Raw genomic sequence first — 24648 nt, 5'->3', positions numbered from 1 at the left:
CCTCGAAGGCTTCCGCGATGCGCGCCCACTCCGGCTGCTCCACCTGCTTCGCCATGCCCGGAAGCGTCCGCTGCGCGCCGCTACCCCGGCAATCCCTCACGGCACGTCGTTGGCCGGACGGTTACGATTCAACCCTCTGGCCGTTGGAGCACGGGCAGTGTCACTCGTCCGTCAGGTCCAGTGCCGAGACTAGGCTTGTTGCGTCGAGCGTGACTGTCCAGCGCTGCGTCACGTCCTTGCCGTAGACGGCGCGGTAGGTCCGGAGCAGGTGGTCCGAGGAGTCCTCCAGGAGGACCTACCGGCTCAGCGGAGGCATTCCACCGAGCTTCATGTGGAACCACGCGTTCATGTCCGCGAGCTCGTCCTTCGCGGTCCCGGTGAAGTGGCGGACTGCCGCCAGCCCTTGAGGACCGACAGAGGCCCAGCTTTCGCCCCTAAACTTGCTCGCTCAGTTGGGAATAGTGCTAGTCGGGAACTGTATTGCCATCCAGAATAACCGTTCGTGCAAAATCAACCAGGGCCGATATGTTGTTGTTGTTGTTGTTAAGCCATTCATGTCGCAGTTTCCGGACTGCGCGTGCGCGCGCCTCGTCCGATTTAAGGCCTGGATCAAGAGGAAATGCCTGCGCGAGCGCATGTGCGCAAACTCGCTGTCGATACCCAAAGCGAAACCAGGCAATCACATCAAGATTGTTTGCGCCGTTTCTTATGCATAGAGGGAGGGCTTGTAGCGCCTCGGGAACAGATGTCCCCGGATAGCTATCCTCAATCCAGCATTCGTGAAGCGCGAGAAAGCACCCCGCGTCTTGAGCAAGCACGCGTTCGACGATGTCGCCAAGAAACTTAAAGACAGCGGGTAGGCCACGTCCTCCGTCGCTTCGCTTGGGGGTAAACTCAGTTGGTTGGCAGTTGAATAAGATTGCGCCGATTTCTGTGAAAGGCATCCCCTGCATGTATGCATCAACCACTCGACCGAGTTCTTGCCACGCCTCGGTCCATCCCGCAGGCCTGCTCCACGGAACCGTATCGTAATCAGACACGGTTCTGGCCAGTGCGCCAAGGCGGGTGCGTGGAGTCGCTGTTGCTTTCTCATCAAGGTATTCGCCGATGGAGCTTACCGGCATGTGGCTCAGGACGTCGATCAATAGTTCGAAAGACTTGCGCACGTCGAGAGCCGCGAGTTCTTCGGCCGATATCAATCCGCGTGACTTGTACGCTTCCCACATGTGCTGCGCCCTGAAAAAGTCGACTCCCGCGCGCATTGCTGCTATCGGCATCCAAGAGGGAACCCCCTTCCGCTCAAGAAAGCGCTGCTTGATCTCCACTACGCGTCTCTGAGCAATGGCTGCCTTTTCTTCAGTAAAGTGCTCGCGTCGACGGTAGCCTCCGAATGTTCGCATTAAAATTTTACCAGCGTGCTCTTCGGCGGACTCTACAGTGGCGAGGAGTGACGTGAGTGATACCTCAAGACTAGTTGCGCCTTGTGTTTGATCTGCGACCATGAGTTCGTCGAGAAATTTCTCAATGGGGCTGTGAATGGAGATTGATGCATCTGGCTCGCCGAGGACAGGATATTCTTGCAGAAGTGGCGCCCCATCCTGTGTTGTTGAGGTTGGTGCTTTAATTGGTTTGTCGCTTACCAAGATGACAACTCCTTGGTTTGCAAATCCTGGTCGGCCTGCGCGGCCAAAGCCATTTAGTATCAACTCGTTAGCTCGAGTCAGCCCTGCGGCTGCATCGGTGTCTCGGATTTTCTGTCCAGCGAGTTGGCTTCCCGAAACGACGACAGCTACAGCTGGAAGATTCAGTCCCTGGGCCAATGTTCCCGTTGCGATCATTAATTTTGCTTTTCCGGTAGAGAACATCCATTCTGACGTTGCTTGCTCGACCTGAAGCATTGCGCTTGTGTGGACCGTGACCCCTTTTCGAAGGAGTGGCCTCAGGCAAGTTTCTACGCCGAGTTCTGCGTCAGCGATTGATAGTTGTGCCTCTATGATTTCGGGAAACGCAGTTGAGCCAACGGCGCCATGCATCTGTGTTGTGACGCGCTCGGCACTTCCAAATGCATGGTGTCGACTCGAAAGAACAAAGTTGATGGCCGGGGCGCCCCGTGACGCAAGATGTTCCGCAACAGCCAAGCCTATGCGGTTCTTCCAGCTTTCAATCTCCGTGCTGACTTGTCCCTTTCTTGTTCGTTTTTGGGTGAGCGTCGCGTGAATTGGAAGTGGAGCTGTTCGATAGTCGTCAGGGCCATTCATTGTCCATGGTCCTGACAGTCCAGCGATCCATCCAAGTGGAACTGGTTGGTTGATGGTTTTTGCGCCAGCAGCCGCAGCGAGGGTTGTATGTCCTTGCGCTAGGGCTGCATCCAGCGCGGGTTGATCTATGATTACGAATCCTCGCGCCGCTCGCGATGGCCGCCATCGAATCTTCGATGCCACCGCGTCCAGTGGCTCTGTCCTCCGCGCTGCCGTTAGCCAGTCGGCAAGTTCATTTGAGTTGCTTACCATTGCGGACATTAAGAGGATGCGCATCCCGGGGGCGGTGTGGAATAGTTGGGCGAGCAATACGTCTGCGACTGCTCCCCGACTCTCGTCGTTCAGGAGATGGCACTCGTCAAAAATACATAGAGAGCAGCCCTTGAATGCATCTGGGTAGAGTCGAAGCGCTAGGGCGCATTTTTCGGGAGTCATTACTGCGACGAATGATTCTGTTCTAAGTTGCTCGTCTGAAAGCGCGGTGTATTCAGCGCCTCCAACAAAGGCTGCAATCGAGACGTCAGAGAAACTCGTCAGTGCTGCGCTAAGGTCTCGTCTGATTTGGTGTGCAAGTGCATTTGTTGGAGTTAAATATAGAACCCAGCCTCGAGAAAGAGCGTGAGCCACGGCCAGTTCTGCTAGGAAGCTTTTTCCACTGCCAGTCGGCATGGAAACAACTGCGTCGCGATTGGGCCCCGGAAGACAGTCTCGAATGTATTCGATCGTTGATGGCCAGAGAAATGGACGGCCACGTAACCTTGTGTTGCCCATGGCTCGCATTTTTAAATAAGCGCCGAATTGTTCGAGGAATGAATCGCCTCCATCAGTTGGTGAAGGGACCCCGTGGACGAGTGCGCGCGTGCGCGTGGCATTGACTGCGGCAAAGAGCAAGCTGGCTAAATGAAAGATGTCGGAGAATCCATTGAAATCTATAGGTCCGCCAGATTTGGGCAGGCGACATGTCTCGCGGATTCTTCCAATCTCGACGAGAACGGCTTCGACGTTTGCGCCTTTGGTGCCACGAAGCCAGTCGAAATAACCATCAAGTGCTTGGAGTAGTCTGTCGTAGAGTAGAGATTTTGTGGCGTTGATGGCGTCTGGCAATAGGGCTGAGGAAGAGTTGGGTTGGGCTTCGCTACCGTCTTTAATTGGGTGTATTCGGCCCTCGCACAGGGCCTTGATGCGTTGCCAAAGGCGTTGCCCGTTTCTTGCCCGCAGTTCCTCTGGACTATCTCCAGTCGCCGCGGTGGGTTCCCGGACCTCCGCGATGATGGCCGATGCATTGATATCGTAGCCTCCGATCATGAATAGTAGAGCGCTCTCGATTAATGTGTATGCGTGTTCATCTTGAAGAGGGTCCAAGACTGGATTGGGCGCCGCGTCGGAAGTTATGAGTTTCCCAAGGAGCGCAAGTGCTTCTGCTGCCGCGAACGCGGCGGCCTGAGTGGTTTCTGCTGAGGCGTGGTTTCCATTAAGGGGGTCGAATACCGCCACGCTTTGGAGGGCATTTGCCATTCTTCGCAATGTGTCCTGGACTTGTGACTGCTCCGGTCCGCGCTCGGTGTTCGCTGTGCTTAGAATTCGGTTGTTTACGATAAGTAAGTACGCGCGCGAGAGGGTGCGTCTGCAAGCAGTCGGATCGAGGCCTGCAATCTTGGGAAGTCTGTCAATGAGTTCTTGGGCGTGCTTGTCAAACATTCGAAAAGCCCTCGGCGATCTTTAGCATTGATGCTCCGATTGCGTCGAAGAATGCCGAGAAGTCGGTTACTGCGTGCGGCATGAGGGCGATTTGTTCCTTTTTTATTGCAAGATCGCCGAATGAGGGTCGGGGATTTGTCCAATCCATGGCGATAGTTGCGTCGTAGTGTGGGTTCGGCAGATATGCGCGGACGTCTTTCCAGAGGGATGGAGAGACGAGTTTCTGCTGGTCTGCTGGAAGAGCCTCGCGAAGCGTAGATAGTGTCTGCCTGGCTCGTGCGTCATGTCTTCCGTTGTCGAAGTCTCTAAAAAAGCGCACTGCGTCGCTGATTGCCCCGTTTGGATTTTTTTCGTACGCCTTGCATTCTATGAATGACATGCCGATTATGTTGTCGGACATGTAGAGAGCTACGACATCGAATCCGTGATCTTTGGCTGCAATGTGCGGGAGATCCAGGGCGATTGCTCGACCGGGCGGATGTAGTTCGTTGCGCTTCTGTGAGAGGGCTGTGCATAGGTGCCATAGGCACTCGGCCATCCAGGGGTTGCGTTCGTCAGTTTTTTGTTTTTGACCGAGCGGTTTTGATTGTGTTCCCGTGATGGCTTCTACGTTGAGTAGTAATTCGGTTCGATCTCTTTGTGTGTTTTCTATTTGTGCCTTAACTTGCAGGGCGCGCGTGACGGCGGTGGCGAGTAGTCCGACAAAGTAGGCCGCAATCGCATCGATTGTTGCTTGGTTGTCGCCCCAGCCTTCTATGAGTGTTAGGTGATGGGTTGTTGTTGCTTTTGAGGCGCAGCGTAGGTTGTTTTCCAGGTGGTTCATGCCTGAATTTATTAGATTGGTTAGTGCGCCTGGCAATGCCGCCGCTTGTGTAGCCGGCTCTGCAGTGGCAACTAGTTCGTTCTTGGGCGACGGTGGTTTTGGTGCCTCTTCCTGCGTATGGAGAACCGCTTCGTTCATTGCTAATTCCTTCGTAGGGGTTAAGTGCGTTAGATTCTATGACTTGGTACGTTGCTGGTCGGCGCATCTAACCGAGAGCGAATCGTCCCTATCAAATCCCGTATTCCTGATACCAGCCTGGGTGCATATCTACCTGGGGCAATGGTTTCCGCCAGGCCCAGCAAGACGTCAGGCAAGTGTGGATGACTCGGCGCGGCAATTTGCCCGGCCTGCACCACTACTCATTGGGGTTGAAATCGGGGCTATAAATGGGCATAAACAGGAAGTTGGCCCCCACCGCCTTGATGGCTTGGCGCAGGCCTTTGATCTCGTGCACTCCTAGGTTGGCCATCGGCACGACGTCGCCGGGCGCAGCCCTGAGCGATCCCCGCATTTGAGCGAGCAGATCGCCAGCCGCCTACCTGACAGCTCCGTGCGAGGCGGAGTGGAGGGGAGCAGGAAGAGAGGCCATGCTGAGACGCAAGGTGGCCATCAACGAGGAGCAGGTGCTGGCGTTCCTGGAGAACCTGTTCGAGGAAGACCTGCACGCAAAGAGAGTGCTGTCGCTGGCGCACGCGACGTTGGGCGTGGTGCACGCGGCGTCGCTGTCGGTGCACGCCATTGGCCAGGCGCTGGCGTGGGCACGGGGGGGGGCGTGCAGAAGCACGGCATCAAGCAAGTGGACCGGCTGCTGTCCAACGAGGCGGTGGACGTGTGGAAGCTGGCGGCCTCGTGGGTGCCGTACGTGCTGGCCGAGCGCACCGAGGCGCTGGTGGCGCTGGACTGGACGGACTTCGAGGCCGATGACCACACCACGTTGGTGGCCAGCCTCGTCACCTCGCATGGACGCACCACGCCCCTGCTGTGGATGACGCTGCAAAAGAGCGCGCTGGCGGGCAACCGCGCCCAGGCAGAGGATGAGCTGCTGCTGCGGCTGAAGGAGTGCGTGCCCGAAGGCGTGAAGGTGACGGTGCTGGCGGACCGGGGCTTCGCGGACCAGCGGTTGTACGCCCTTTTGGCCCAGGCGGGCTTCGAGTACGTGGTGCGCTTTCGCAAGGACGTGCGGGTGGAGGTGGCCGGCGGCACCGGGGGGGCCCGCGGCCAGGTGGATTCCCACCAGCGGGCACGCCAAGAGGCTGACGCAGGTGCACGTGACGGCGGACCGCACGCCGGTGCCCGCGGTGGTGCTGGTGCACCAGAAGGGAATGAAGGAGCCGTGGTGTCTGGCCACCAGCCTGGGGGCTGTCAGCGCACGCCAGGTGGTGGACCTCTATGCCCGACGCTTCTCGTGCGAGGAGACATTCCGGGACGTCAAGGACTTGAGATTCGGGATGGGACTGTCCTCGGTGCGCGTGAAGAGTCCCGAGCGCAGAGACAGGCTGCTTCTGGTGAGCGCCCTGGCCCAGGTGCTGCTGACGCTGCTGGGCGCCGCTGGGGAGAGTCTCGGGATGGAAAAGGGCTTGAAGGCCAATACGGCCAAGACGCGCACCTACTCGCTCTTCCGGCAGGGCTGCATGTATTACCAAGCCATTCCCATGATGAAGGAGGAACGCTTGCGGCCTCTCGTCGAGCGCTTCGCCGAACTCCTCCACTGTCACCCTGTCTTCAAAGAAGCGCTTGGCTTCATATGAGGGGATGGCTCAGGTCACGAGGGTCACCCTGGGGCGACTGCGGGAGGGACAGCAAAGACGCATCACATCCAAGAATCATGGCACCCCGCGACCACCGAGGTTCGGGAATCGCTCATAGGCTCGCAGAAGTGCATTCAAGTGGTCGGGCTTGTCGAGATCGAGCGGCGCGTCAGTCAAGGGCACCAGCCACCCGTTGGAATCGGTGCGGCGTGCCCGCGAAAGCAACTCCGCGTCGCGTGACGTGTCCGGAAAGCCGAGTGCACGGGCGGAGGCTGCGGACCAATAGTTCAGCCATCCAAGATGCTGCGGAGCCTCATTTGAGGCGAGCGCGCCCGGCGCCATTACGAGGATGGGGAGTCCTCTCGGTGGAGATGGTGGCCCCTCCAATGTGGGGGCTGTCTGTTCGGCGATGTCCGACGCAGCCGCAAAAGGCGTCAGTTCGCCCCACCAAGCAGCGGCAGCCTCTGCGATAGCCGCCAATACTGACTGCGCCTGTCCCATCACGGATGCAGTCAGTGGCAGCCTCATGTGGATTTGAAACTGAGAGATGCCACCGGGACCGTCCGGATTCTCCAGCCCATAGAGCGTTACAGGGGCCTGGTCGTCATCGTTACAGAGGAATGGAAGCCCGCCGTCCGTCGTATTGGCCACGACCCAAGCATCTCGGTGGTCCAGCGCAATGAGGTCTCCTCGTTCCGAAGTCGTCCATCCCAGCCGCAATCCTGGAAGGGCGCGCTCCACGCCATGGACAATGGCGAGAGTCCGCCCGTCGGCATGGGTCAGCGCAGGCGCATAGGCCAAGAGACTCAAGAAATCCTGTGTGGAGGGCATCTCAACACCAGTCCATGAGGACGACCTTGAGGGTTCTGTCTGCTCGCTGCAGCGCTAGCATGTGGGCCTTGCTACGAACGCCGATGATGAAGTCGTATCCACAGGCCCTGGCCAGTGCGCTCTCCCGTCGCAGTTCAGGGAGTTTCACTTTCACGAAGAAGTCCTGTGAACGAGGCGATTGCTTCTCGAAATCGTCTGTCTTGACCTCCCACAGCGTTCGGCGGGACAGCACCAGGGCGTCGTAGTGCTTGCCATTGATGAGCACGTTGAAGCCGGGAAAGCTGTTGCCGAGAATCTTGTCGGCGCACGCGTTGTGTGGATCGTTCCCACCCCGGGGTGGGCCCAAGACGGGTCTGCACTCTGGCCTGCGGTCCCGCTCGAATGGGTCCCTCGGCGATGGCGGAAACAAATCCTGTCCTGACGGCTGGGGACTGGGTTTCCGTTTCGCAGCGGACGCACTCTTGTCAGCTTCAATTCTCTGCACAGGGATGGGGTGCTCGGCCGCTTCCGGCCAGTCCGCCTCATCCATTGCTTCCTTGATGGCGACCGCCACTACCACCACTCCGATGACGATGACCGCGCCAATAACGACCTCCGGAGCGGCCAGCACGCAGAGCCCGATTCCCAGCGTGGCGGCTTCAGCAGAAGCGACTGTGCAGCTTCCTGAGCGATCGGTGAACCGGACACGATCCTGGTCGAGGACGTGAAAGCACCGTTCCGCCAGGACAGGCCAAGGCTCGGCGGACTCCCGGACGACGCACCGTCCTTCATCCGTCCACGGCAGGCTTGCTGCTCGCTGGAGGTTGGTGCGCCTTGGAGAGCGGCTTTCACGCGCTGCGGGTGTCGCGCATGCCGTCAGGAACAACAGAAGCGTGGCGAGGGCTCCGAGTTTCAAGATCACAGCCTCTCCGGGGGCACATGCTTCAGACTGGAGGTAGAGCCGGAGTACACCTGAACCGGCCCTGCCTGATCCGCGACCGTGATTACGCCGTCGCCGACCGCACAGCCTCACGGATCGCCCCGGACTCCACCAGCGCCGTGACCGCGGAGATGTCGTGATGCAGCTCGCGGTCACGGTCCATGTGCGGAACCTTGCTGCGGATCAACTCATACGCCGCCAGCACGCCCTTGCCGGGCTTCACCGGTTGACGGAAGTCCAGCGCCTGCGCCGCGACAAGCAACTCAATGGCCAGACACGAACGCGCGAACTCCGAAACCTGCCGCCCCTTCAGCGCCGCCGTCATGCCCATGGACACGTGGTCCTCTCGGCCCGCGGAAGAGGGGATGGAGTCCACCGACGCCGGGTGGCTCAGGATTCGCGACTCGGCCACCAGGGCCGCCGCGGTCACCTGCGCAATCATGAACCCGCTGTTCAACCCACTGTTCTTCGCCAGGAACGCGGGCAGTCCCGACAGGCTCGGGTTCACCATCTGCTCCACCCGGCGCTCACTGATGCTCGACAGCTGCGTCAGTGCCATGGCCACCACGTCCATCGCCAGCGAGATGGGCTGACCGTGGAAGTTGCCTCCAGAGATGATGCTCTCCGTGTCCGCGAACACCAGCGGGTTGTCCGTCCCGCTGTTCACCTCCACCTCCAGGATGCGCCGCGCGAACGCCAATCCCTCTCGCGCCGAGCCGTGCACCTGCGGGATGCACCGGAGGCTGTACGGGTCCTGCACCTTGCTGCAATTGACGTGCGTCTCCACCAGCTCGCTGCCCTTCAGAATCCGGCGCAGGTGGTCGGCCACCGCCTTCTGACCCGCGTGCGGCCGCACCGCGTGGATCTCCGGCAGGAACGGCTTGTGGCTGCCCAGCAGGCCCTCCACCGTCATCGCTCCCGCGATGTCCGCCACGTCCGCCAGCAGCTCTGCTCGCAGCTGCGTCAGCGTTCCCACCGCGCACATCGCCTGCGTGCCGTTGATCAGCGTCAGGCCTTCCTTCGCCTCCAGCACCACCGGCTTCAGGCCCGCCTTCTCCAGCGCCTGCTTCGACGGCATCCGCACGCCCTCGAAGAACGCCTCGCCCTCGCCAATCAGCACCAGCGCCAGGTGCGCCAGCGGGGCCAGGTCTCCGGACGCGCCCACGCTTCCCCGCTCGGGGACCACCGGCACCACGTCCTTGTTCAACATGTCGATGGCCAGCCCCAGCGTCTCCATCCGGATGCCGCTGAAGCCCTTCGCCAGCACGTTGGCCCTCAGCAGCAGGAGCACCCGGGCCTCCGGCAGGGGCAGCGGATTCCCCACGCCACAGGCGTGCGACAGGATGAGGTTTCGCTGCAGGTCTCGCAGGTCCTTCCGGTCGATTCGCACCTCCGCCAGCGTGCCGAAGCCCGTGTTGATGCCGTAGGACGGCGTGTCTCCGGCGGCGACCCGGTCCACCAACGCCCGGGAGGCCTGCACCCGCTTCGCGGCTTCGGGGGCGAGCTCCACCGTGACTTCGTGGCGGGAGACCTGGAGGATCTCCTCCAGCTTCAGGGTGTCACCATCGATGAGGAGGCGGGGGCGGGACATGTTCGGGCTACTCCGGGTATGCGGCTTGAAAGTCGTTGGGCCACGAAGGCTAGCGGATTCGCGGCAGGCAGGTTGAGGGCCCTTTACACCCAGGCCCCGGCGCCCATATAGCCTGCGCCCGTCCGTGCAGGGAGGTCGCAAGCCCCGTGGCCCTCATCGTCCAGAAGTACGGCGGTACCTCGGTGGGTGACACCGAGCGCATGAAGAACGTCGCTCGCCGCTGCATCGCCGCCCAGAAGGCCGGCCATGACGTCGTGGTGGTCGTCTCCGCCATGTCCGGTGAGACCAACCGCCTGCTCAAACTGGTGGCGCAGATCACCGACCGGCCCGACGAGCGCGAACAGGACGTCGTCGTCGCCACCGGCGAACAGGTGTCCATTGGCCTCGTCGCCATGGCCATCCATGCGCAGGGCGGGAAGGCCGTGAGCTTCCTCGGCCACCAGGTGCGCATCGTCACCGACAGCACCTTCTCCAAGGCGCGCATCAAGAGCATCGACGCGGAGCCCATCCGCGCCGCGCTGAAGCAGGGGAAGATCGTCGTCGTCGCCGGCTTCCAGGGCGTGGACGAGACGGGCAGCGTCACCACGCTCGGCCGAGGTGGCTCCGACACGACGGGCGTCGCGCTGGCGGCCGCGCTCAAGGCCGACGCGTGTGAAATCTATACGGACGTCGACGGCGTCTACACCACTGACCCCAACGTGTGCCCGGCCGCGAAGAAGCTGGACCGCATCACCTACGAGGAGATGCTGGAGCTGGCCAGCCTGGGCGCCAAGGTGCTGCAGATCCGCTCGGTTGAATTCGCCATGAAGTACAAGGTGCCCCTGTGGGTGAAGTCTTCCTTCACCGAGGATCCGGGCACGCTCGTCTGCGAGGAGGACGCATCCATGGAGGACGTGCTGGTTCGAGGGGTCGCGTACGACCGGAACGAGGCGAAGATCACCGTGGTGGGCGTGCCGGATCAGCCGGGCACCGCGGCGAAGCTCTTCGGGGCGCTCGACGCGAAGCACATCGTGGTGGACCTCATCGTGCAGAACCCGTCCCGCGACGGGCGCACCGACGTCACCTTCACCGTCGCCAAGTCGGACTTCGCCAAGGCCCACGAGGTCGTGAAGCAGGCGGCGCAGGACGTGGGCGCCACCGGCTTCGAGGTGGATGACGCCATCGCCAAGGTGTCCATCGTCGGCGTGGGCATGCGCAACCACTCGGGCGTGGCGGCGAAGATGTTCCAGACGCTCTCCCAGGAGGGCATCAACATCCAGCTCATCTCCACGTCGGAGATCAAGACCTCCTGCGTGATCCACACGAAGTACACGGAGCTGGCGGTGCGCGCGCTGCACACGGCCTTCGGGCTGGACGCGCCGCCCCCCGTGACGGCCAACCCCACCGTGTCGGAAGTGGACGCGCTCAAGGGGCAGAAGGCCTGAAGCGGTTCGGGCGCACGTCCGCGCTCGCGGCGCTGTCCCTGGGGCTGCTCGCCCTGGGCTTCACCGCCCGGGCGCGGTGGCCGGATTCGCGGCCCTCGCTCGACTGCCCGCCGGAGGCCGTGCGGCTGGATCCGGCGGGGCTGGCCACCTGTGGCCCGGGCGCGGTGCCTACGGGGGCACAGGCGCTCGCGCTGGGGCTCAAGCTGGACCTCAACGCCGCCTCCGAGTCCGAGCTGGCCCTGTTGCCCGGTGTGGGCCGTGACCTGGCCAAACGGCTGGTGTCCGCCCGCGAGGAGCAGGGCCGGTTCTCGAGCTGGGAGGACGTGGACGCCGTGCCCGGCGTGGGCGCTGCCAAGTTGGAGACCCTCCGGGCAGCCACCGTGCTGGACGCGGCGGCGGCCAATGGGGGCGTGTGGTAAGCACGGCCGGTGCAGATCGCCTGCCCGCAATGCTCGATGCAGTACGTGCTGGATGCCCGACTCCTGCCGCCTGGTGGCGCGTCGGTGCAGTGCACCCGGTGTGGCCACGTGTTCAAGGCTTCGCCCACCGGCGTCATGGCTCCCGCGCCGAAGATTCCTCCGGCGGGTGGGGGAGACCGGACGGGTACGCAGTCGTCCACGCAGATCTTCGGCGGTGAGGGCGCTTCCAGCCTGAAGTCCACGAACCTGTTCGCGGGTTCGACCACGGCGTCCGGGTCCTTCGTTCCGCAGCCGACTCCGGCTTCGGGTGCGCTGACTTCGTCCGGTGTGATTCCTCCGCCTCCGTCCATCGCTCCGGTCGCGGCGCCGCCTCCCGTGGCGTCCGGCGCGCAGCCTCCGGCGGCGATGGGCACGACGCGAGCCTTCGGAGCGGTGGGGTCTGGATTGGGGGCTCCTCCTCCCGCGGCGCAGCCGGGGCAGGGTGCGGCTCCTGGGGCAACGACGCGCGCGTTCGGTGCTGTCTCCGCTTCGTCCTCGGGTTCGTTCCGCCTCGCGGAGCCTGGTGCTTCATCGCGTGGGCCGGAGGGTGTTGGCGCGACGCGTGCGTTTGGCGCGGTGTCGGATCCTCCGCCTTCTGGTGCCGCCGATGCGGGCATTGGGGCGACGCGTGCGTTTGGCGCGGTGTCGGGCCCAGCGCCCTCCGGTGCTGTCGACGCGAGCATTGGAGCGACCCGCGCGTTCGGTGCGGTGCCGGGCCCCTCGGGTTCACCGGTGGCAGAGGCGGTCGGTTCCACCCGTGCGTTTGGCGCGGTGTCGGGCCCTGCGGTTGCCGGTTCGCTCGACGCCGGAGGCCCGGTCGAGGCCGGTGGTTCGACGCACGCGTCCGGTTCGATGTCGGCCTCTCCCGTGTCCTCCGCTCCCCGGTCCTTCGAGGACATCTCGCCTTCGGGCGACCCCACGGATCCGCCGTGGTCGGCGACGGGCGGCTCACGCTCCAAGCTCGTTCCGGAAGGCCACGGCGACGCGCCCTGGGCGACCTCCGCGCCGACCGCGACGGTCTCCCTGCCCGGCGATGACGCGCCCTTCGCTCGCACCGAGCCCTCCAGGCCCGCGGCTTCGCCTTCCGGCGCGTCGGTGCTCGGGGGCGGTCTGGACCGGCCCCTTCCTTCCCGGAAGTCCTCCGGCGATCTGCCTCCGGAGCTGCTCGGGGCATCCTCCCGCGCCGGCGCCATCGTCATCGAGGACGGCAACCGGCGTACCCCCTCGGTGAGCTGGGTGCTCCTCGGGCTCGCGGTGCTCGCGGGCATCCTCCTGGCCGGGTACCTGGCGTATCCCGTCTTCCGCGACCGCAACGCGGCCATGCCCGAGCAGGCCGTGACGGACAAGGACCGCGCCGTCGGCTCGCTGCGCCGTGATGATGCTCCCGCGCGCGAACAGGCCATCGAGGGCCTCAAGGCCCTGGCCACCGCCCATCCGAAGTACGCCGAGGTCCAGGCCGAGCTGGCGGTGGCCTACACCCTCCAGGTGTCAGACCTGCACGCCGAGTTCGACCGGCTGACCCTCCAGTCGGCCACGATCAAGCGGCGGATCAACGAGGTCACCACCGCGAAGTCGTCGCTGGGCTGGATGGCTGAGTCCAACGCGCTCCATGACGACCTGCGCGCGACCGAGCGCGAAATGCAGCCGCTGCGCACCGAAATCGCCGAGCGGCGCAAGGTGCTCGATGCGCTGATGGAGACCCTCCGGGCCGCTCCGGACGTGGAGCCCGCCGCCGCCGTCGCCGCGCGCCTCAAGGCCCAGGCCCTCTATGCCGCGGTGACGGGTGCCCCCAACGCCCTGGCCCTCGCGGAACGCCTGCGCCAGGTGGAGCTCCAGCAGTCCTGGAGCGTCATCGCCCGCGCCGAATACGCCCTCAGCTCCGGCTCGCCCGACGCCACCGTCCAGGCCGTCGCAGAGGAGCTGCGAGCCCTGCGTGCGCAGGACCGGTACCTCTTCCGCGCCTTCGTCCTGGGGGCTCGGCTGGCCATCCGCCTGGGTGACCCGGACACGGCCCGGAAGCTGCTGGACGAAGTGGTGGCGCTCAACCCCAAGCACGACCTGGCCAGGCGCATGCTTGCCCAGACCGCCGCCTCCGAGCCCTCGCCCTGAAACGTTGACCGGATCACCTCCGTCTCACCCTGGAGAAACTCCAGTCCGTCCCGGGGGCTCGCTGGCTCCCTCGCCCTGAAGTCCCTCTGGACGCTCAGGCATGCACCTTGCTTCGTCCCTGGGAGTCGAGGACTCGGGGTTCGGAGGGTGGGTCGATGGCGGAGGTCTTCTTCTGGTGCGCGGCGCTGGCGCTCGTGCACACTTATTTTCTCTATCCCTTGAGCCTGTTCGCCCTGGAGGGCGCGGCCCAGGTCTTCCAGAACATGCGGAAGATGCGCTCGGGTGAGGCCGCACGCGCGGGCGTCAAGGCCGGGCCGTTGCCCTCGGTGAGTCTGGTGGTGGCCGCCTACAACGAGGCGGACTGCATCGAGTCCAAGCTGAAGAACAGCCTGGCGCTGGACTACCCGGCGGACCGCTTCGAGGTCGTCATCGGTTCGGACGGCTCCACGGACGGCACGGACGGGCTCGTGCAGAAGTGCACGGATCCACGCGTGCGCCTGTCGCCCGCGGCTCGCGCAGGCAAGACGACGGTGCTCAACCGCTGCATCCCGTCCTCGCACGGCGACATCGTGCTGCTGTCGGATGCGAACACGATGATCGACGCGGACGCGGTGCGGAAGATCGTCCGCCACTTCGAGGATCCGGAGGTCGGCGCCGTCTGCGGCAAGCTGCGCCTCTACAACCCCACGAAGCAGGACTACGAGGAGAGCGCGTACTGGAGCTACGAGTCCCTCATCAAGATGTACGAGGGCCGGCGCGGCGCGGTGGTGGGGGCCAACGGCGGCCTCTACGCCATCCGGCGCTCGCTCTTCACCCAGCTGCCGCCGTCCACCATCGTGGATGACTTCGTGATTCCGCTGCGCATCCTGGAGAGCGGCTACAAGGTCGTCTACGAGGAGGGGGCCGTCGCCCACGAGGAGACGACGGAGGACTACGGCAAGGAGTTCGGCCGGCGCGCGCGCATCGCGGCGGGCAACTTCCAGAGCCTGCGACTCGTGCCCGGGCTGCTCCTGCCCACCGCGGGCTTCGCCGCCTTCGCCTTCTGGTCGCACAAGCTCCTGCGCTGGTGCGCTCCGGCGCTGATGGCGCTGGCGCTCGTCGCGAACCTGTTCCTGCTCGACAGCCTGTTCTATCGCTTCACGCTGGGCGCGCAGCTGGGCTTCTACGCCCTGGCGTACCTGGGCCGCTCCGGCGTCTTCAAGAGCGGCGCCGCGAAGAAGGCCACGTCCATCGCCTACTACTTCGTGACCATGAACGCGGCCATCGCCGTGGGCTTCTGGCGCTTCCTGCGCAACTCGCAGCGCGCCGCGTGGGACCGCACCGCCCGCGTGCCGACGTCCACGTCGACCTGACCTTCAACCGCTTTGGCAGTCCAGGCCCGCCGGTTCCCCGCGGCGCTCCGGCTGGTTCCGGAAGCGCACGGATGGAATCGGCGGGCTTTCCTTTTTCAGCGGGCAGCCACGGCCATGGGCTTCGCCGGGCCGGAGGGCAGCACGCTGCCGAACGCGGCGAAGAGCTGGCCGGTGAGCACGTGCGGGTGACCGGGGCCGGGGCTTCGCAGCATGTCGTTGAGCACCTCGCCCGTCTTCGGATCGCGGGCCATGTGGGGGCGCGCCAGGTTCATCCGGTAGCGCACCACGCCGCGCTTCACCCGGTGGATGACGGTGACCGTGCCGTCCGCGTCCACGCCGTCCACCAGGCCCACGTGGGTGAGGCCGTCGTTGCGCCGGCCGTCGCGGTTCTGATCGTACGTCTCGCGGAAGAACACCAGGTCGCCCGGCACGGGGCGCCCGCTCGTGTACACGCGGCCGTTCGCCTGGGCGTAGCGGTACATCGCGGTGACGCCGTTGTCCCCGGGCTTGATGGTGCCCCGGAACTTCACGCCCGCCTGGGAGTAGGTGGCATCGATGAGCGCCGTGCAGTCCGCCGGGTAGCGCTTGCCGCTCACCTGCACCGACGACTGCCCCACCAGTGCACGCGCCGTGGCCAGCACGCGCTCGCGGGGATCGGCCGTGGGGGCAGGGCTCGCGGTCGTCTGCTTCGCGGGCGTGACGCGCGCCTTCGCCGGAGCCTTCCTGGCCGGTGCCTTCGCTACCGCCGGGGCCTTGCTCGGGGCGGGGGCCTTCGCGGGCCGCTCGGCGGGGGCGCGCTCACGGACCGCCACCTCCTCGGACAGCGCGGCGCGCGGGAAGGCTGGCGGGGAGGCGGAGCGGTAGCGCACGGCATCCGACGCCACCCAGGCCCCCGTGGGGGATCCGGTCGCACAGCCCGTCGTCATCGCCAGCATCGCCATCCATGCGCCCAGCTTCATGGCCACCTCGTCCTGTAGCGTCCTGGGACAGAGGCTCCCTCCGCTGGCGCGTGTAGGCAAGAAAACCACCCAGGCAACCGGGCGGAGCGGCTCGGGTTTTCGACCGGGGGCGGGTGGGGTATTGCTGGAGGGGAATGCCCACCATCCGCCGCGCTCTCGCCCTCGTGCTCCTGGCCACCGGTTGCTCGCACATGTCCTTCGACAAGGCCAGCGAGCTGGACACCGTGCAGGCCTACCAGGACTTCCTGCGCGAGAACCCGGAGGACCCCGAGGCCATGACGGCCCAGGGGCGCATCGAGGGGCTGGAGTTCGACGAGGCGAAGCGGCTGCACTCGGTCATCGCCTACAAGCGCTTCCTGGAGACGTACCCGGACGCGACGCAGCTGCAGAGGGCGAAGTCGCTGCTGGAGGGCCTGCGCTTCAACGCGGCGAAGGAGGCGGACACGGAGGCCGGGTGGCGGCAGTTCCTCGCCGAGCACCCCGACGGCACCCACCGCGACGAGGCGCGCACCCGGCTGCAGGCGGCCCAGGAGCGCGACGTCCAGACGACCACCGACCTCAAGCGTGTGTCCCAACTCCTCCAGGGCGAGGCCGCCGGCGCGCGCCGCGAGGAGCTGGAGCGCAAGCTGGACGACGAGTCCTTCGCCCAGGCCAGGGACGCCGGGAAGCTCTTCGCCTACCTGCGCGACTTCCCCGCGGGCGCGCACCGCGAGGAGGTCCGCGTCAAGCTGCTGGAGCTGGAGGTGGAGGGGCTGCTCGTCTCCGGGCTGGTGGACGAGGCAGAGGCGAAGGTGAAGCTCCACCCGCTGGGGCCGAAGCTGACGGGCTTCCCCGCGCGTCTGGCCCGCGCCCGAGAGGAGCAGGGCGCGCTCTCCCGCACCGAGCCCGCCGCCCGCGCGATGCAGGCGGGCCACTACCTGCGCGACCTGGAGGACCTGAAGCGCGCGCTCGTGGCGCCGGATCCGCTGGACCGCTGGCAGGCGGCGGAGGAGCTGGGTCAGCACGTCTCCGTGCGCGCGGTGGATCCGCTGCTGGAGGCGCTGCGCACGGCGCGCAACCCGCTGATCCGCCAGAACGCGCTGTCGTCGCTGCGCACGGTGCTCTCCGCGCTGCCCGCGCCCGTGGCCGGCTATGAAGTCGCCGTGCGGCTGGAGTCCCTGCGCGAGCGCGCCAGCAGCCCGGAGCTCTACATCACCGTGGCTGCGCTCCTGGACCTGAGCGGCCAGCTGGAGCAGGCCGCCAGCCAGTACCAGCGCGTCTATGAGTCCGGCGGCACGGATCCGGTGGTGCTCTGGCGCTGGGTGCAGCTGCGCGAGCAGCGCCGCCAGGCGTTCTCCGCGGCGGTGGCGGCCCGGCAGCTCGCGGTGTGGGCCCAGACGACCGCGCGCGAGGAGCTCGTGTCCGCGGAGGGTGGGGTGCCCCTGGCGTCGGCCCGTCAGCTCTGCGCGGCGGTGGTGGACGCGCGCTTCGCGGCCCAGGCCATCGCCCGGGTCCGCAACGAGAAGACGGAGTTCCCGGAGGACATGGAGACCTTCGAGCGCACCGCCCAGGACGCCGTGCGCCTGGCCGAGGCGAAGCTCGCGGACGCGGAGCTGCTCCTGCGCCAGCAGCACCCCGGCGTGCGCACCTGCGCGGATCAACAGGTCACCGAGCGCCTGTCGCAGGGCGTGAAGGAGCGTACCCAGGCGCTCCAGCAGGCGTCGAGCGCGAAGCTGCCCAAGCCCGTGGGCACGCTGCTCCTGGAGCTGGCCCGCGAGAGAGATCCCTCTCCGGAAGTCCGCGCCGCGGCGGCCTCCCGGTTGGCCGGATCCACCCCTCCCTGAGACGGACTGGCGGACCCGACGGCGGCGGTTAGAGTCCCAGCCCCCCATGGCCGCCCCCCTGCCGCTGATCCACGCCGTCCCCGCCGGAGCGCCCTCGCGCCGTCTGGACCTGGATGGCGCGCTCAACGACGAGCAGCGCGCGGCCGTCGAAGCAGGGGAGGGGCCCGTGCTCGTGATCGCCGGGGCGGGCTCCGGCAAGACGCGCACGCTCACGTACCGCGTGGCACGCATGCTGGAGCGGGGCGTCCCTCCGTCGTCACTGCTGCTGCTCACGTTCACCAACAAGGCCGCGCGCGAGATGATCCGCCGCGTGGAGGAGCTGGCCGGCGGCTTCGCGGACGTGGGCAGTCTCCTCGGCGGCACCTTCCACCACGCGGCGCACGTGCTCCTGCGCCAGCACGCGGGCGCGCTGGGTTTCTCCACCGGCTTCACGGTGCTGGACCGCGAGGACGCGCGCGACCTGATGGCCACGTGTCTGGCGGAGCGGAAGCTGCGCAGCGACAAGCGCTTCCCGCGTCCGGACGCGCTGTTGGACCTGGTCTCCCTTGCCACCAACCTCCAGCAGCCCGTGTCTCAGGTGCTGGTGGACCGGCGCAGGGAGATGCTGCCCGTGGCCCCGGAGGTGTTCGCCACCGCGCGCCGCTTCCAGCAGCGCAAGGCGCAGCTGCACCTGATGGACTACGACGACCTGCTGGCGCACCTGAAGCGGCTCCTGGTGGACCACCCGTCCATCCGCGCGGAGCTCACCGGGCGCTTCCAGGGCGTGCTCGTGGACGAGTACCAGGACACGAACCGCCTCCAGGGCGACCTCGTGGACCTGCTCGTGGGCGAGCGCCGCAACCTCACCGTCGTGGGCGACGACTGCCAGTCCATCTACAGCTTCCGGGGCGCGGAGTTCACCAACATCATCGACTTCCCCCAGCGATACCCCGGCTGCGGCATCTACCCGCTCACGCGCAACTACCGCTCCACGCCCCAGGTGCTGCGGCTTGCCAACGCCGTCATCGCGCGCAACACCCGCCAGTTCCCCAAGGCGCTCGTGTCCGACGGCGCCCCCGGCCCCGTGCCCCAGGTGGTGCCCACCCGCGACGTGAAGGCCCAGGCCGCCTTTGTCGCCGAGCGCATCCTGGAGCTGCGCGCCCGGGGTGAGCGCCTGGAGTCCATGGCGGTGCTGTACCGCGCCCACCTGCACTCGCTGGAGCTCCAACTGGAGCTGACGCGCCACGGGCTGCCGTTCCGCGTTCGCTCCGGGGTGCGCTTCTTCGAGCAGTCCCACGTCAAGGACGCGCTCGCCAACCTGAGATGGGCGCACAACCGGACCGACGAGCTGGCCTTCAAGCGGCTCGCGCGGCGGCTCACCGGTGTGGGCACCGCCAGCACGGAACACCTGTGGACCGCCCTGGCCGCGCTGCCCCCGGAGCTGTCCCTCGCGGACGCGCTGGCCCACCCGGAAGTCCAGGCCCAGGTGCCGCGCAAGGCGCAGGCCGGCTTCCAGCGCTTCCAGACCCTGATGACCAGGCTGTCCGCTGGAGGGGGCCAGAGCCCGGGGAGCCCGGGCGCGCTGCTCGCGGAGGTGCTGGCGGCGCGCGAGCCCCCGGCCACCCCGGACGGGGCGGACCCCCGCGCGGAGGACCTGCGCCAGCTCCAGGAGTTCGCCGGCCGCTTCGAGGACGTGCCCCGCTTCCTGTCCGCCATCGCCCTGGTGGCCGAGTTCTCCGCCCGGGCCGCCCTGGAGGGCGAAGGCGAGGCCCCGGACGACGTGCTCACCCTCACCACGGTCCATCAGGCCAAGGGGCTGGAGTGGCGGACCGTCTTCGTGCTGGGCCTCACCGACGGGCGCTTCCCCCTGTCGCTCGCCACGCGCGACCCGGAGAACGAGGAGGAGGAGCGCCGCCTCTTCTATGTCGCCGTCACCCGGGCCCGGGAGGCGCTGTGGCTCGTGTACCCCCACACCTCGCTGCCCCGGGAGGACGGACGGCTGCTGCTCACCCCGTCCCGCTTCCTGGCCGAGCTGCCGGGGGGCCCTGACGCGGTGTGTGACACCCTGCCGCCCCCGGAGCCCGACGGGCCGATCCGCCTGCGCGACCTGGGGCCGGATCCCGACCGGGAGCTGTAGGCCGGGCCCGGAATCAGCCCACCTGGTGGGCAGGCTGGCCAGAACTACAGTCAGGGAGGAAGCGTCCGCCTAGAAACGCGCACGCGACGCCTCGACGTGCTAGAGAGTGAGGACGGGCGCGGCCTCTCCCCCTGAGCCGTGCACGTTGACCTTCATGGCGGACAGACCTCGCATCGTCGGGATTGACCTGGGCACCACCAACACCTTGGTGGCGTCCGTGCGCAACCGCATCCCGAAGATCGTCCCCACGGACCGCGGCAACCTCATCCTGCCCTCCGTGGTCGCGCTGTCCGCCAAGAACGACCTGCTGGTCGGCGGCGTCGCCAAGGATCAGATGGTGACCAACCCCAAGAACACGCTCTGGGGCACCAAGCGTCTGATCGGCCGCAAGTACCATTCGAAGGCGGTGGAGGACCTCAAGGGGTACTTCCCCTACGACATCGTCGAGGACGCCAACGGGGACACCGCCGTCACCCTGGGCGGCAAGCTCTACACGCTGCCGCAGGTCTCCAGCTTCGTGCTGTCGCAGCTGAAGACCATCGCCGAGCAGTTCCTGGGCGGCCCCATCGACGCGGCCGTCATCTCCGTCCCCGCGTACTACAACGACAACCAGCGCAACGCGGTGAAGGAGGCCGGGCGGCTGGCCGGCTTCGACGTGAAGCGCATCGTCAACGAGCCCACCGCCGCGGCGCTGGCCTACGGCTTCAACCGGGGCCTGGATCAGAAGGTCCTCGTTTATGACCTGGGCGGCGGCACCTTCGACGTCAGCGTGCTGCACCTGGCCGGCAACGTCTTCGAGGTGCTGGCCACGGGCGGCGACTCCTTCCTGGGCGGCGCGGACTTCGACAACCGCATCATGGAGTACGTGCTGGAGCGCTTCCGCGACGAGACCAAGGTCGACCTGACCGAAAGCCCCATCGCCCTCCAGCGCATCAAGAACGCCGCCGAGGCGGCGAAGATCGACCTGACGCTCATCCCGAACGTCGTCATCGACCTGCCCTACATTGAAGAGCGCAAGGGCAAGCCGCTGGACCTGCGCATCCCGCTGACCCGCGACTACCTCAACAACCTCACCGGCGACCTGGTGGACCGCACCTTCGACATCTGCGACCGCGTGCTCGCGGAGAAGGGCATCAGCCGCTCGGAGATCGACGAGATCATCCTGGTGGGCGGCCAGAGCCGCATGCCGCTGGTGCAGCAGAAGATCCAGGCCCACTTCGGCAAGGCCCCGCGCAAGGGCGTGCACCCGGACGAGTGCGTGGCCCTGGGCGCCGCGCTGCTGGGGGATTCGCTGGGCAGCATCGACGCGGTGACGCTGCTGGACGCGCTGTCCATGCCCATTGGCTACGCGATGCCCAACGGCCGCGTGAAGCGCATCATCGAGAAGAACTCGCTGATCCCCATGGTGAAGAGCTTCCGCCTGCCGCCGCCGCAGCAGCCGGGCGCGCAGTTCATCGAGCTGGACATCTACCAGGGCGACAGCGACCTGATGGTGGACAACGAGTACCTGGGCACCGTCCGCGTGCCGGCCGCAGCCGCGGGCCGGAAGATCGACTTCCGCCTCACCGAGGAGTGTCTCCTCCAGGTGCAGGTGGAGGACGCGAGCGGCATGTCGCGCAAGGTGGATCTGGCCACCCGCGACACGCCCGAGCAGTTGAAGAAGGCCCTGCAGGAAGTCGCCTCGCGCAACACGCCGGCTGCTCCGTCGAGCAGCAGCGGGCCGAGCGATGACCGCGGCCTCTTCTCCAGCATCAAGAGCATCTTCCGTAGGGGGTAGGGAGGCGCGATGCCGAAGTTTCCGTCGAAGGAATGGCTGGACGAAGCCGTCCGGCTCACCAATGCAGATCCGGAGTGCGCCATCGCCGGCAAGGGATGGAAGGGCGACTTCGGGGCCGTCATCGAGGCGGAGAAGGGCAAGCTGGACACGTCCTTCGTCATCCACGTGGAGCCCGGGGACTGCGACATCAAGCGGGCCCGTGTGCTGTCGGATCCGGACGACCTGGACGAGCTGGAGCCGGTGTACCTGGCCCGCGCGCCGTACTCCGTCTGGAAGCAGCTGCTGCTGGGCACGCTGGACCCGGTGGAGGCGGTGCTCAAGCGCCGCATCTCCATGCGGGGGGACCTGCAACCGCTCATCGAACGCATGCGCTACAAGGGCATCGCCGACCGCGTCTTCGCCGCGCTGAAGACCGAGTTCCCCGACGGCCCCTGAGGGCCAGAGGACCGCCACCATGGGCATCCGGGACGACTTGAAGAAGCAGGCGCTGGGGCTGTCCAGCATGGCCATGGAGAAGCTCATGGCCGACGAGAAGCGCGCCATGGCCGTGGCCCAGGCCATTGGCCGCGTCCAGCGCGGCAAGCAGGCCCTGGACCGCGGGCAGGAAGAGGTCATGAAGGCCCTGCACTTCGCGCCGAAGGGGGACTTCAAGGCCGTGGGGAAGCAGCTCGCGGGCCTCAAGCGCCGCCTGCGCGAGCTGGACGAGAAGCTGGAGGCGCTGTCGGAAGAGTCCTCCTAGAAAAGGCGTTGACACCTGCGCAGGCGAATGGCATTTACCGCCGCGTTCGTTGCGCAGCGGTCGCGCGGCGGGCGGCACAGACAGCAGGGCGCGTAGCTCAGCGGTAGAGCACTGCCTTCACACGGCAGGGGTCGCAGGTTCGAAACCTGCCGCGCCCACTCAAGAAAGGCCGTGAGTCCTCAGGGGCTCACGGCCTTTCGCTTTTCCACCTCCTGACAGTCGCCGTTCGCCGGGCGGAGCCGCCCGTTGGCTGCCGCACGCGGCCGGGCCGCAGTGTCGGGTTCCGGCGCAATCGGCGGGGGCGGGGCGTGGCCGGCGATCCGCGGTCTGTGCGACCTTCACGGCCGTGCCCAGGACATTGCGATTCACGTGGGATCAGCAGGGACGGGCGGTCGTGAGTGGCCTGCCGCCCGACGACGTGCTGGCGGACTACCTCGTCCAGGAGCTGCGGCCGGATGCGAACCGGGCGCAGGGGATGCTGCGCGAGCTGGCGGCGCTGCGGCAGGGACAGCGGGAGCGGTGGGACGTCACCGGGGAGACCTGGAGCGTGGAGCTCAACCGGGCCCGGGCCTCCATCCACAGCGAGGTGGCCATCCCCGGCCGCTCCCAGGATCTGCCCCTGGAGGAGTTCGAGGACGCCATCCGCTCCTGGCTGGAGTTCATGGAGCTCTCAAGAGCCCACTGAAAAAAGAGGCCCGAGCCCCCATGTGCTTCGAGGGCCCGGGCCCGGAGCCCCACACCCCATGGGACCCACAGCCGGAAAAAGTCTGGTTCCGCGGGAGCGTCAGCTCTTCGCGGGAGCCGCCGCGTCGCGGCTCACGTCTGATGTCGCCTCACCGTTGGGCGCGTGCGGAGGCGTGTTCCGGGCCTTCACCAGCGAGGCCACGATGCTGCCGCCCAGCACCAGCGCGATGACGCCCAGGGAGACGGCCGGGGACAGGTGCACCACGTCCACCAGCGCCATCTTCGCGCCCACGAAGACGAGCACGCCGGACAGGCCGACCTTCAGGTAGGTGAACTTCTCCATCGCCCCGGCCATCAGGAAGAAGAGCGAGCGCAGGCCCAGGATGGCGAAGATGTTCGACGTGAAGACGATGAACGGGTCGCGCGTCACCGCGAAGATGGCGGGGATGGAGTCCAGCGCGAAGAGCACGTCGGACGCCTCCACCAGCATCAGCGCCATCAGCAGCGGCGTCGCCAGCTTGCGGCCGTTCTCCACCGTGAGGAAGTGCTGCCCGTCGAAGTGCGGCGTGGACGGGATGACCCGCCGGGCGGTGCGCATCAGCCAGCCGTCCTCCGGGTGCTCCTCGTGGTTGCGCTGGATGAAGAGCTTCACGCCCGTGATGATGAGGAAGGCGCCGAAGACGTAGATGAGCCAGTGGAAGCGCTCCAGCATCGCCACGCCCGCGAAGATCATCGCCGCGCGCAACACCAGCGCGCTCAGGATGCCCCAGAAGAGGACCCGGTGCTGGTACAGGGCCGGGACCTTCATCGTGGAGAAGATGACGACGAAGACGAAGATGTTGTCGACGGAGAGCGACTTCTCGATGAGGTAGCCGGTGAGGAACTCCATGCCCGGCCCGGCGCCGTAGCGCCACCACAGGAAGGCGTTGAACACCAGCGACAGGCTCACCCACACCGCGCTCCAGGCCCCGGCCTCCTTGAAGCTCACCGTGTGAGCCTTGCGGTGGAACACACCCAGGTCCAGCGCGAGCATCGCGAAGACAAATGCGATGAAGCCGCCCCACATGATGGGGCTGCCGATGGTTTGGAATGATTCCAAGACGTTCACCTGGGAAAGGCACGGGGAGCCAACCCCTCTCAAATAGGAGGGCGGGCTATCTTCGGCAAATAGAGAATCCGGACGCGATACTTCGGGAAAACGGAAGTATCACCGGAGGCAGGCGTCCCGCCGGGGGCTCTGGCGGCCCTTGTCGCCAGGGGAAGTGTTCACTTCCTCCGCGGTTTGAAAGACCCCGGCTGGAGAACGCTTTCACCGGGCCGTTGAGACCAGCCGAGCGCT

The 24648-nt window shown here is 66.1% G+C and carries 18 protein-coding genes, 1 tRNA gene and 1 pseudogene; 12 read left to right on the top strand and 8 right to left on the bottom strand.

Annotation, left to right across the window (positions count from 1 at the left end):
* Positions 1 to 464: 464 nt before the first annotated feature.
* The 3 genes from D7X30_RS38820 to D7X30_RS38815 form a co-directional block, all read right to left on the bottom strand.
* Positions 465 to 3956 (bottom strand): DEAD/DEAH box helicase, encoded by a 3492-nt coding sequence (locus D7X30_RS38820; RefSeq protein WP_120568032.1) that lies wholly within the window; start codon positions 3954 to 3956, stop codon positions 465 to 467.
* On the bottom strand, positions 3949 to 4917 hold the full coding sequence (locus tag D7X30_RS41795; protein WP_147443424.1) for a hypothetical protein: 969 nt from the start codon (positions 4915 to 4917) through the stop codon (positions 3949 to 3951). The genes D7X30_RS38820 and D7X30_RS41795 overlap by 8 nt, the downstream gene beginning before the upstream one ends.
* A 217-nt stretch (positions 4918 to 5134) precedes the next feature.
* Positions 5135 to 5290: a transposase gene (locus D7X30_RS38815; protein WP_120568027.1), complete on the bottom strand. Its 156-nt coding sequence runs from the start codon at positions 5288 to 5290 to the stop codon at positions 5135 to 5137.
* 76 nt (positions 5291 to 5366) lie between these two features.
* Here D7X30_RS38815 and D7X30_RS38810 point away from each other — a divergent pair.
* Positions 5367 to 6527: pseudogene (locus D7X30_RS38810) on the top strand (IS4 family transposase).
* Between the two features lie 75 nt (positions 6528 to 6602).
* Here D7X30_RS38810 and D7X30_RS38805 read toward each other — a convergent pair.
* The 3 genes from D7X30_RS38805 to hutH form a co-directional block, all read right to left on the bottom strand.
* Positions 6603 to 7328 carry a DUF5953 family protein gene (locus D7X30_RS38805; protein ID WP_370052059.1) on the bottom strand — a complete coding sequence of 242 codons (726 nt, stop codon included), beginning with the start codon at positions 7326 to 7328 and terminating at the stop codon, positions 6603 to 6605.
* Between the two features lie 31 nt (positions 7329 to 7359).
* Complete coding sequence (locus D7X30_RS38800) at positions 7360 to 8259, bottom strand: DUF6310 domain-containing protein (RefSeq protein ID WP_233592077.1); 900 nt, start codon at positions 8257 to 8259, stop codon at positions 7360 to 7362.
* A gap of 82 nt (positions 8260 to 8341) precedes the next feature.
* Complete coding sequence (hutH, locus tag D7X30_RS38795; protein ID WP_120568025.1) at positions 8342 to 9868, bottom strand: histidine ammonia-lyase; 1527 nt, start codon at positions 9866 to 9868, stop codon at positions 8342 to 8344.
* 146 nt (positions 9869 to 10014) lie between these two features.
* Here hutH and D7X30_RS38790 point away from each other — a divergent pair, with 146 nt between their 5' ends.
* The 4 genes from D7X30_RS38790 (at position 10015) to D7X30_RS38775 (ending at position 15211) form a co-directional block, all read left to right on the top strand.
* Positions 10015 to 11292, top strand: a complete 1278-nt coding sequence (locus D7X30_RS38790) for an aspartate kinase (RefSeq protein ID WP_120568024.1) — start codon at positions 10015 to 10017, stop codon at positions 11290 to 11292.
* A gap of 119 nt (positions 11293 to 11411) precedes the next feature.
* Positions 11412 to 11711, top strand: a complete 300-nt coding sequence (locus tag D7X30_RS38785; RefSeq protein ID WP_014397460.1) for a helix-hairpin-helix domain-containing protein — start codon at positions 11412 to 11414, stop codon at positions 11709 to 11711.
* A 9-nt stretch (positions 11712 to 11720) separates the two neighbouring features.
* A complete protein-coding gene (locus D7X30_RS38780) occupies positions 11721 to 13859 on the top strand; it encodes a zinc-ribbon domain-containing protein (protein WP_147443423.1) in 2139 nt (712 codons plus the stop codon).
* Between the two features lie 155 nt (positions 13860 to 14014).
* Positions 14015 to 15211: a glycosyltransferase family 2 protein gene (locus tag D7X30_RS38775; protein WP_120568021.1), complete on the top strand. Its 1197-nt coding sequence runs from the start codon at positions 14015 to 14017 to the stop codon at positions 15209 to 15211.
* A gap of 95 nt (positions 15212 to 15306) precedes the next feature.
* Here the strand turns inward: D7X30_RS38775 and D7X30_RS38770 are convergent, their stop codons facing one another.
* Positions 15307 to 16170 (bottom strand): CHAP domain-containing protein, encoded by an 864-nt coding sequence (locus tag D7X30_RS38770; protein WP_120568020.1) that lies wholly within the window; start codon positions 16168 to 16170, stop codon positions 15307 to 15309.
* A gap of 134 nt (positions 16171 to 16304) precedes the next feature.
* Between D7X30_RS38770 and D7X30_RS38765 the strand changes: the two genes are divergently transcribed.
* From D7X30_RS38765 to D7X30_RS38735, 7 genes are all read left to right on the top strand, one after another.
* Positions 16305 to 17993, top strand: a complete 1689-nt coding sequence (locus tag D7X30_RS38765; protein WP_120568019.1) for a HEAT repeat domain-containing protein — start codon at positions 16305 to 16307, stop codon at positions 17991 to 17993.
* A 46-nt stretch (positions 17994 to 18039) separates the two neighbouring features.
* A complete protein-coding gene (locus D7X30_RS38760; protein WP_120568018.1) occupies positions 18040 to 20109 on the top strand; it encodes an ATP-dependent helicase in 2070 nt (689 codons plus the stop codon).
* A gap of 154 nt (positions 20110 to 20263) precedes the next feature.
* Positions 20264 to 21886 (top strand): Hsp70 family protein, encoded by a 1623-nt coding sequence (locus tag D7X30_RS38755; protein WP_120568030.1) that lies wholly within the window; start codon positions 20264 to 20266, stop codon positions 21884 to 21886.
* 9 nt (positions 21887 to 21895) lie between these two features.
* Positions 21896 to 22321, top strand: coding sequence for a hypothetical protein (locus D7X30_RS38750; RefSeq protein WP_120568017.1), 426 nt, complete (start codon positions 21896 to 21898; stop codon positions 22319 to 22321).
* A 19-nt stretch (positions 22322 to 22340) separates the two neighbouring features.
* Positions 22341 to 22625, top strand: a complete 285-nt coding sequence (locus D7X30_RS38745; RefSeq protein ID WP_120568016.1) for a hypothetical protein — start codon at positions 22341 to 22343, stop codon at positions 22623 to 22625.
* A gap of 86 nt (positions 22626 to 22711) precedes the next feature.
* Positions 22712 to 22783: transfer RNA gene (locus D7X30_RS38740), tRNA-Val, on the top strand.
* Between the two features lie 236 nt (positions 22784 to 23019).
* A complete protein-coding gene (locus D7X30_RS38735) occupies positions 23020 to 23310 on the top strand; it encodes a hypothetical protein (protein WP_199724676.1) in 291 nt (96 codons plus the stop codon).
* A 99-nt stretch (positions 23311 to 23409) separates the two neighbouring features.
* Here D7X30_RS38735 and D7X30_RS38730 read toward each other — a convergent pair whose 3' ends face one another.
* Complete coding sequence (locus tag D7X30_RS38730) at positions 23410 to 24375, bottom strand: TerC family protein (protein ID WP_370052061.1); 966 nt, start codon at positions 24373 to 24375, stop codon at positions 23410 to 23412.
* Positions 24376 to 24648: the final 273 nt, after the last annotated feature.

Source organism: Corallococcus sp. AB011P (genome assembly GCF_003611605.1).
Classification (GTDB): Bacteria; Myxococcota; Myxococcia; order Myxococcales; family Myxococcaceae; genus Corallococcus; species Corallococcus coralloides.
This window is presented reverse-complemented; position numbering and strand designations above follow the sequence as displayed.

Bases quoted from the DNA above. Each gene is read 5' to 3' on its own strand.
- D7X30_RS38820 (WP_120568032.1), bottom strand. From the start codon at position 3,956: ATGTTTGACAAGCACGCCCAAGAACTCATTGACAGACTTCCCAAGATT.
- D7X30_RS41795 (WP_147443424.1), bottom strand. From the start codon at position 4,917: ATGAACGAAGCGGTTCTCCATACGCAGGAAGAGGCACCAAAACCACCG.
- D7X30_RS38815 (WP_120568027.1), bottom strand. From the start codon at position 5,290: ATGCGGGGATCGCTCAGGGCTGCGCCCGGCGACGTCGTGCCGATGGCC.
- hutH (WP_120568025.1), bottom strand. From the start codon at position 9,868: ATGTCCCGCCCCCGCCTCCTCATCGATGGTGACACCCTGAAGCTGGAG.
- D7X30_RS38775 (WP_120568021.1), top strand. From the start codon at position 14,015: ATGGCGGAGGTCTTCTTCTGGTGCGCGGCGCTGGCGCTCGTGCACACT.
- D7X30_RS38770 (WP_120568020.1), bottom strand. From the start codon at position 16,170: ATGAAGCTGGGCGCATGGATGGCGATGCTGGCGATGACGACGGGCTGT.
- D7X30_RS38765 (WP_120568019.1), top strand. From the start codon at position 16,305: ATGCCCACCATCCGCCGCGCTCTCGCCCTCGTGCTCCTGGCCACCGGT.
- D7X30_RS38760 (WP_120568018.1), top strand. From the start codon at position 18,040: ATGGCCGCCCCCCTGCCGCTGATCCACGCCGTCCCCGCCGGAGCGCCC.
- D7X30_RS38755 (WP_120568030.1), top strand. From the start codon at position 20,264: ATGGCGGACAGACCTCGCATCGTCGGGATTGACCTGGGCACCACCAAC.
- D7X30_RS38750 (WP_120568017.1), top strand. From the start codon at position 21,896: ATGCCGAAGTTTCCGTCGAAGGAATGGCTGGACGAAGCCGTCCGGCTC.
- D7X30_RS38745 (WP_120568016.1), top strand. From the start codon at position 22,341: ATGGGCATCCGGGACGACTTGAAGAAGCAGGCGCTGGGGCTGTCCAGC.
- D7X30_RS38730 (WP_370052061.1), bottom strand. From the start codon at position 24,375: ATGTGGGGCGGCTTCATCGCATTTGTCTTCGCGATGCTCGCGCTGGAC.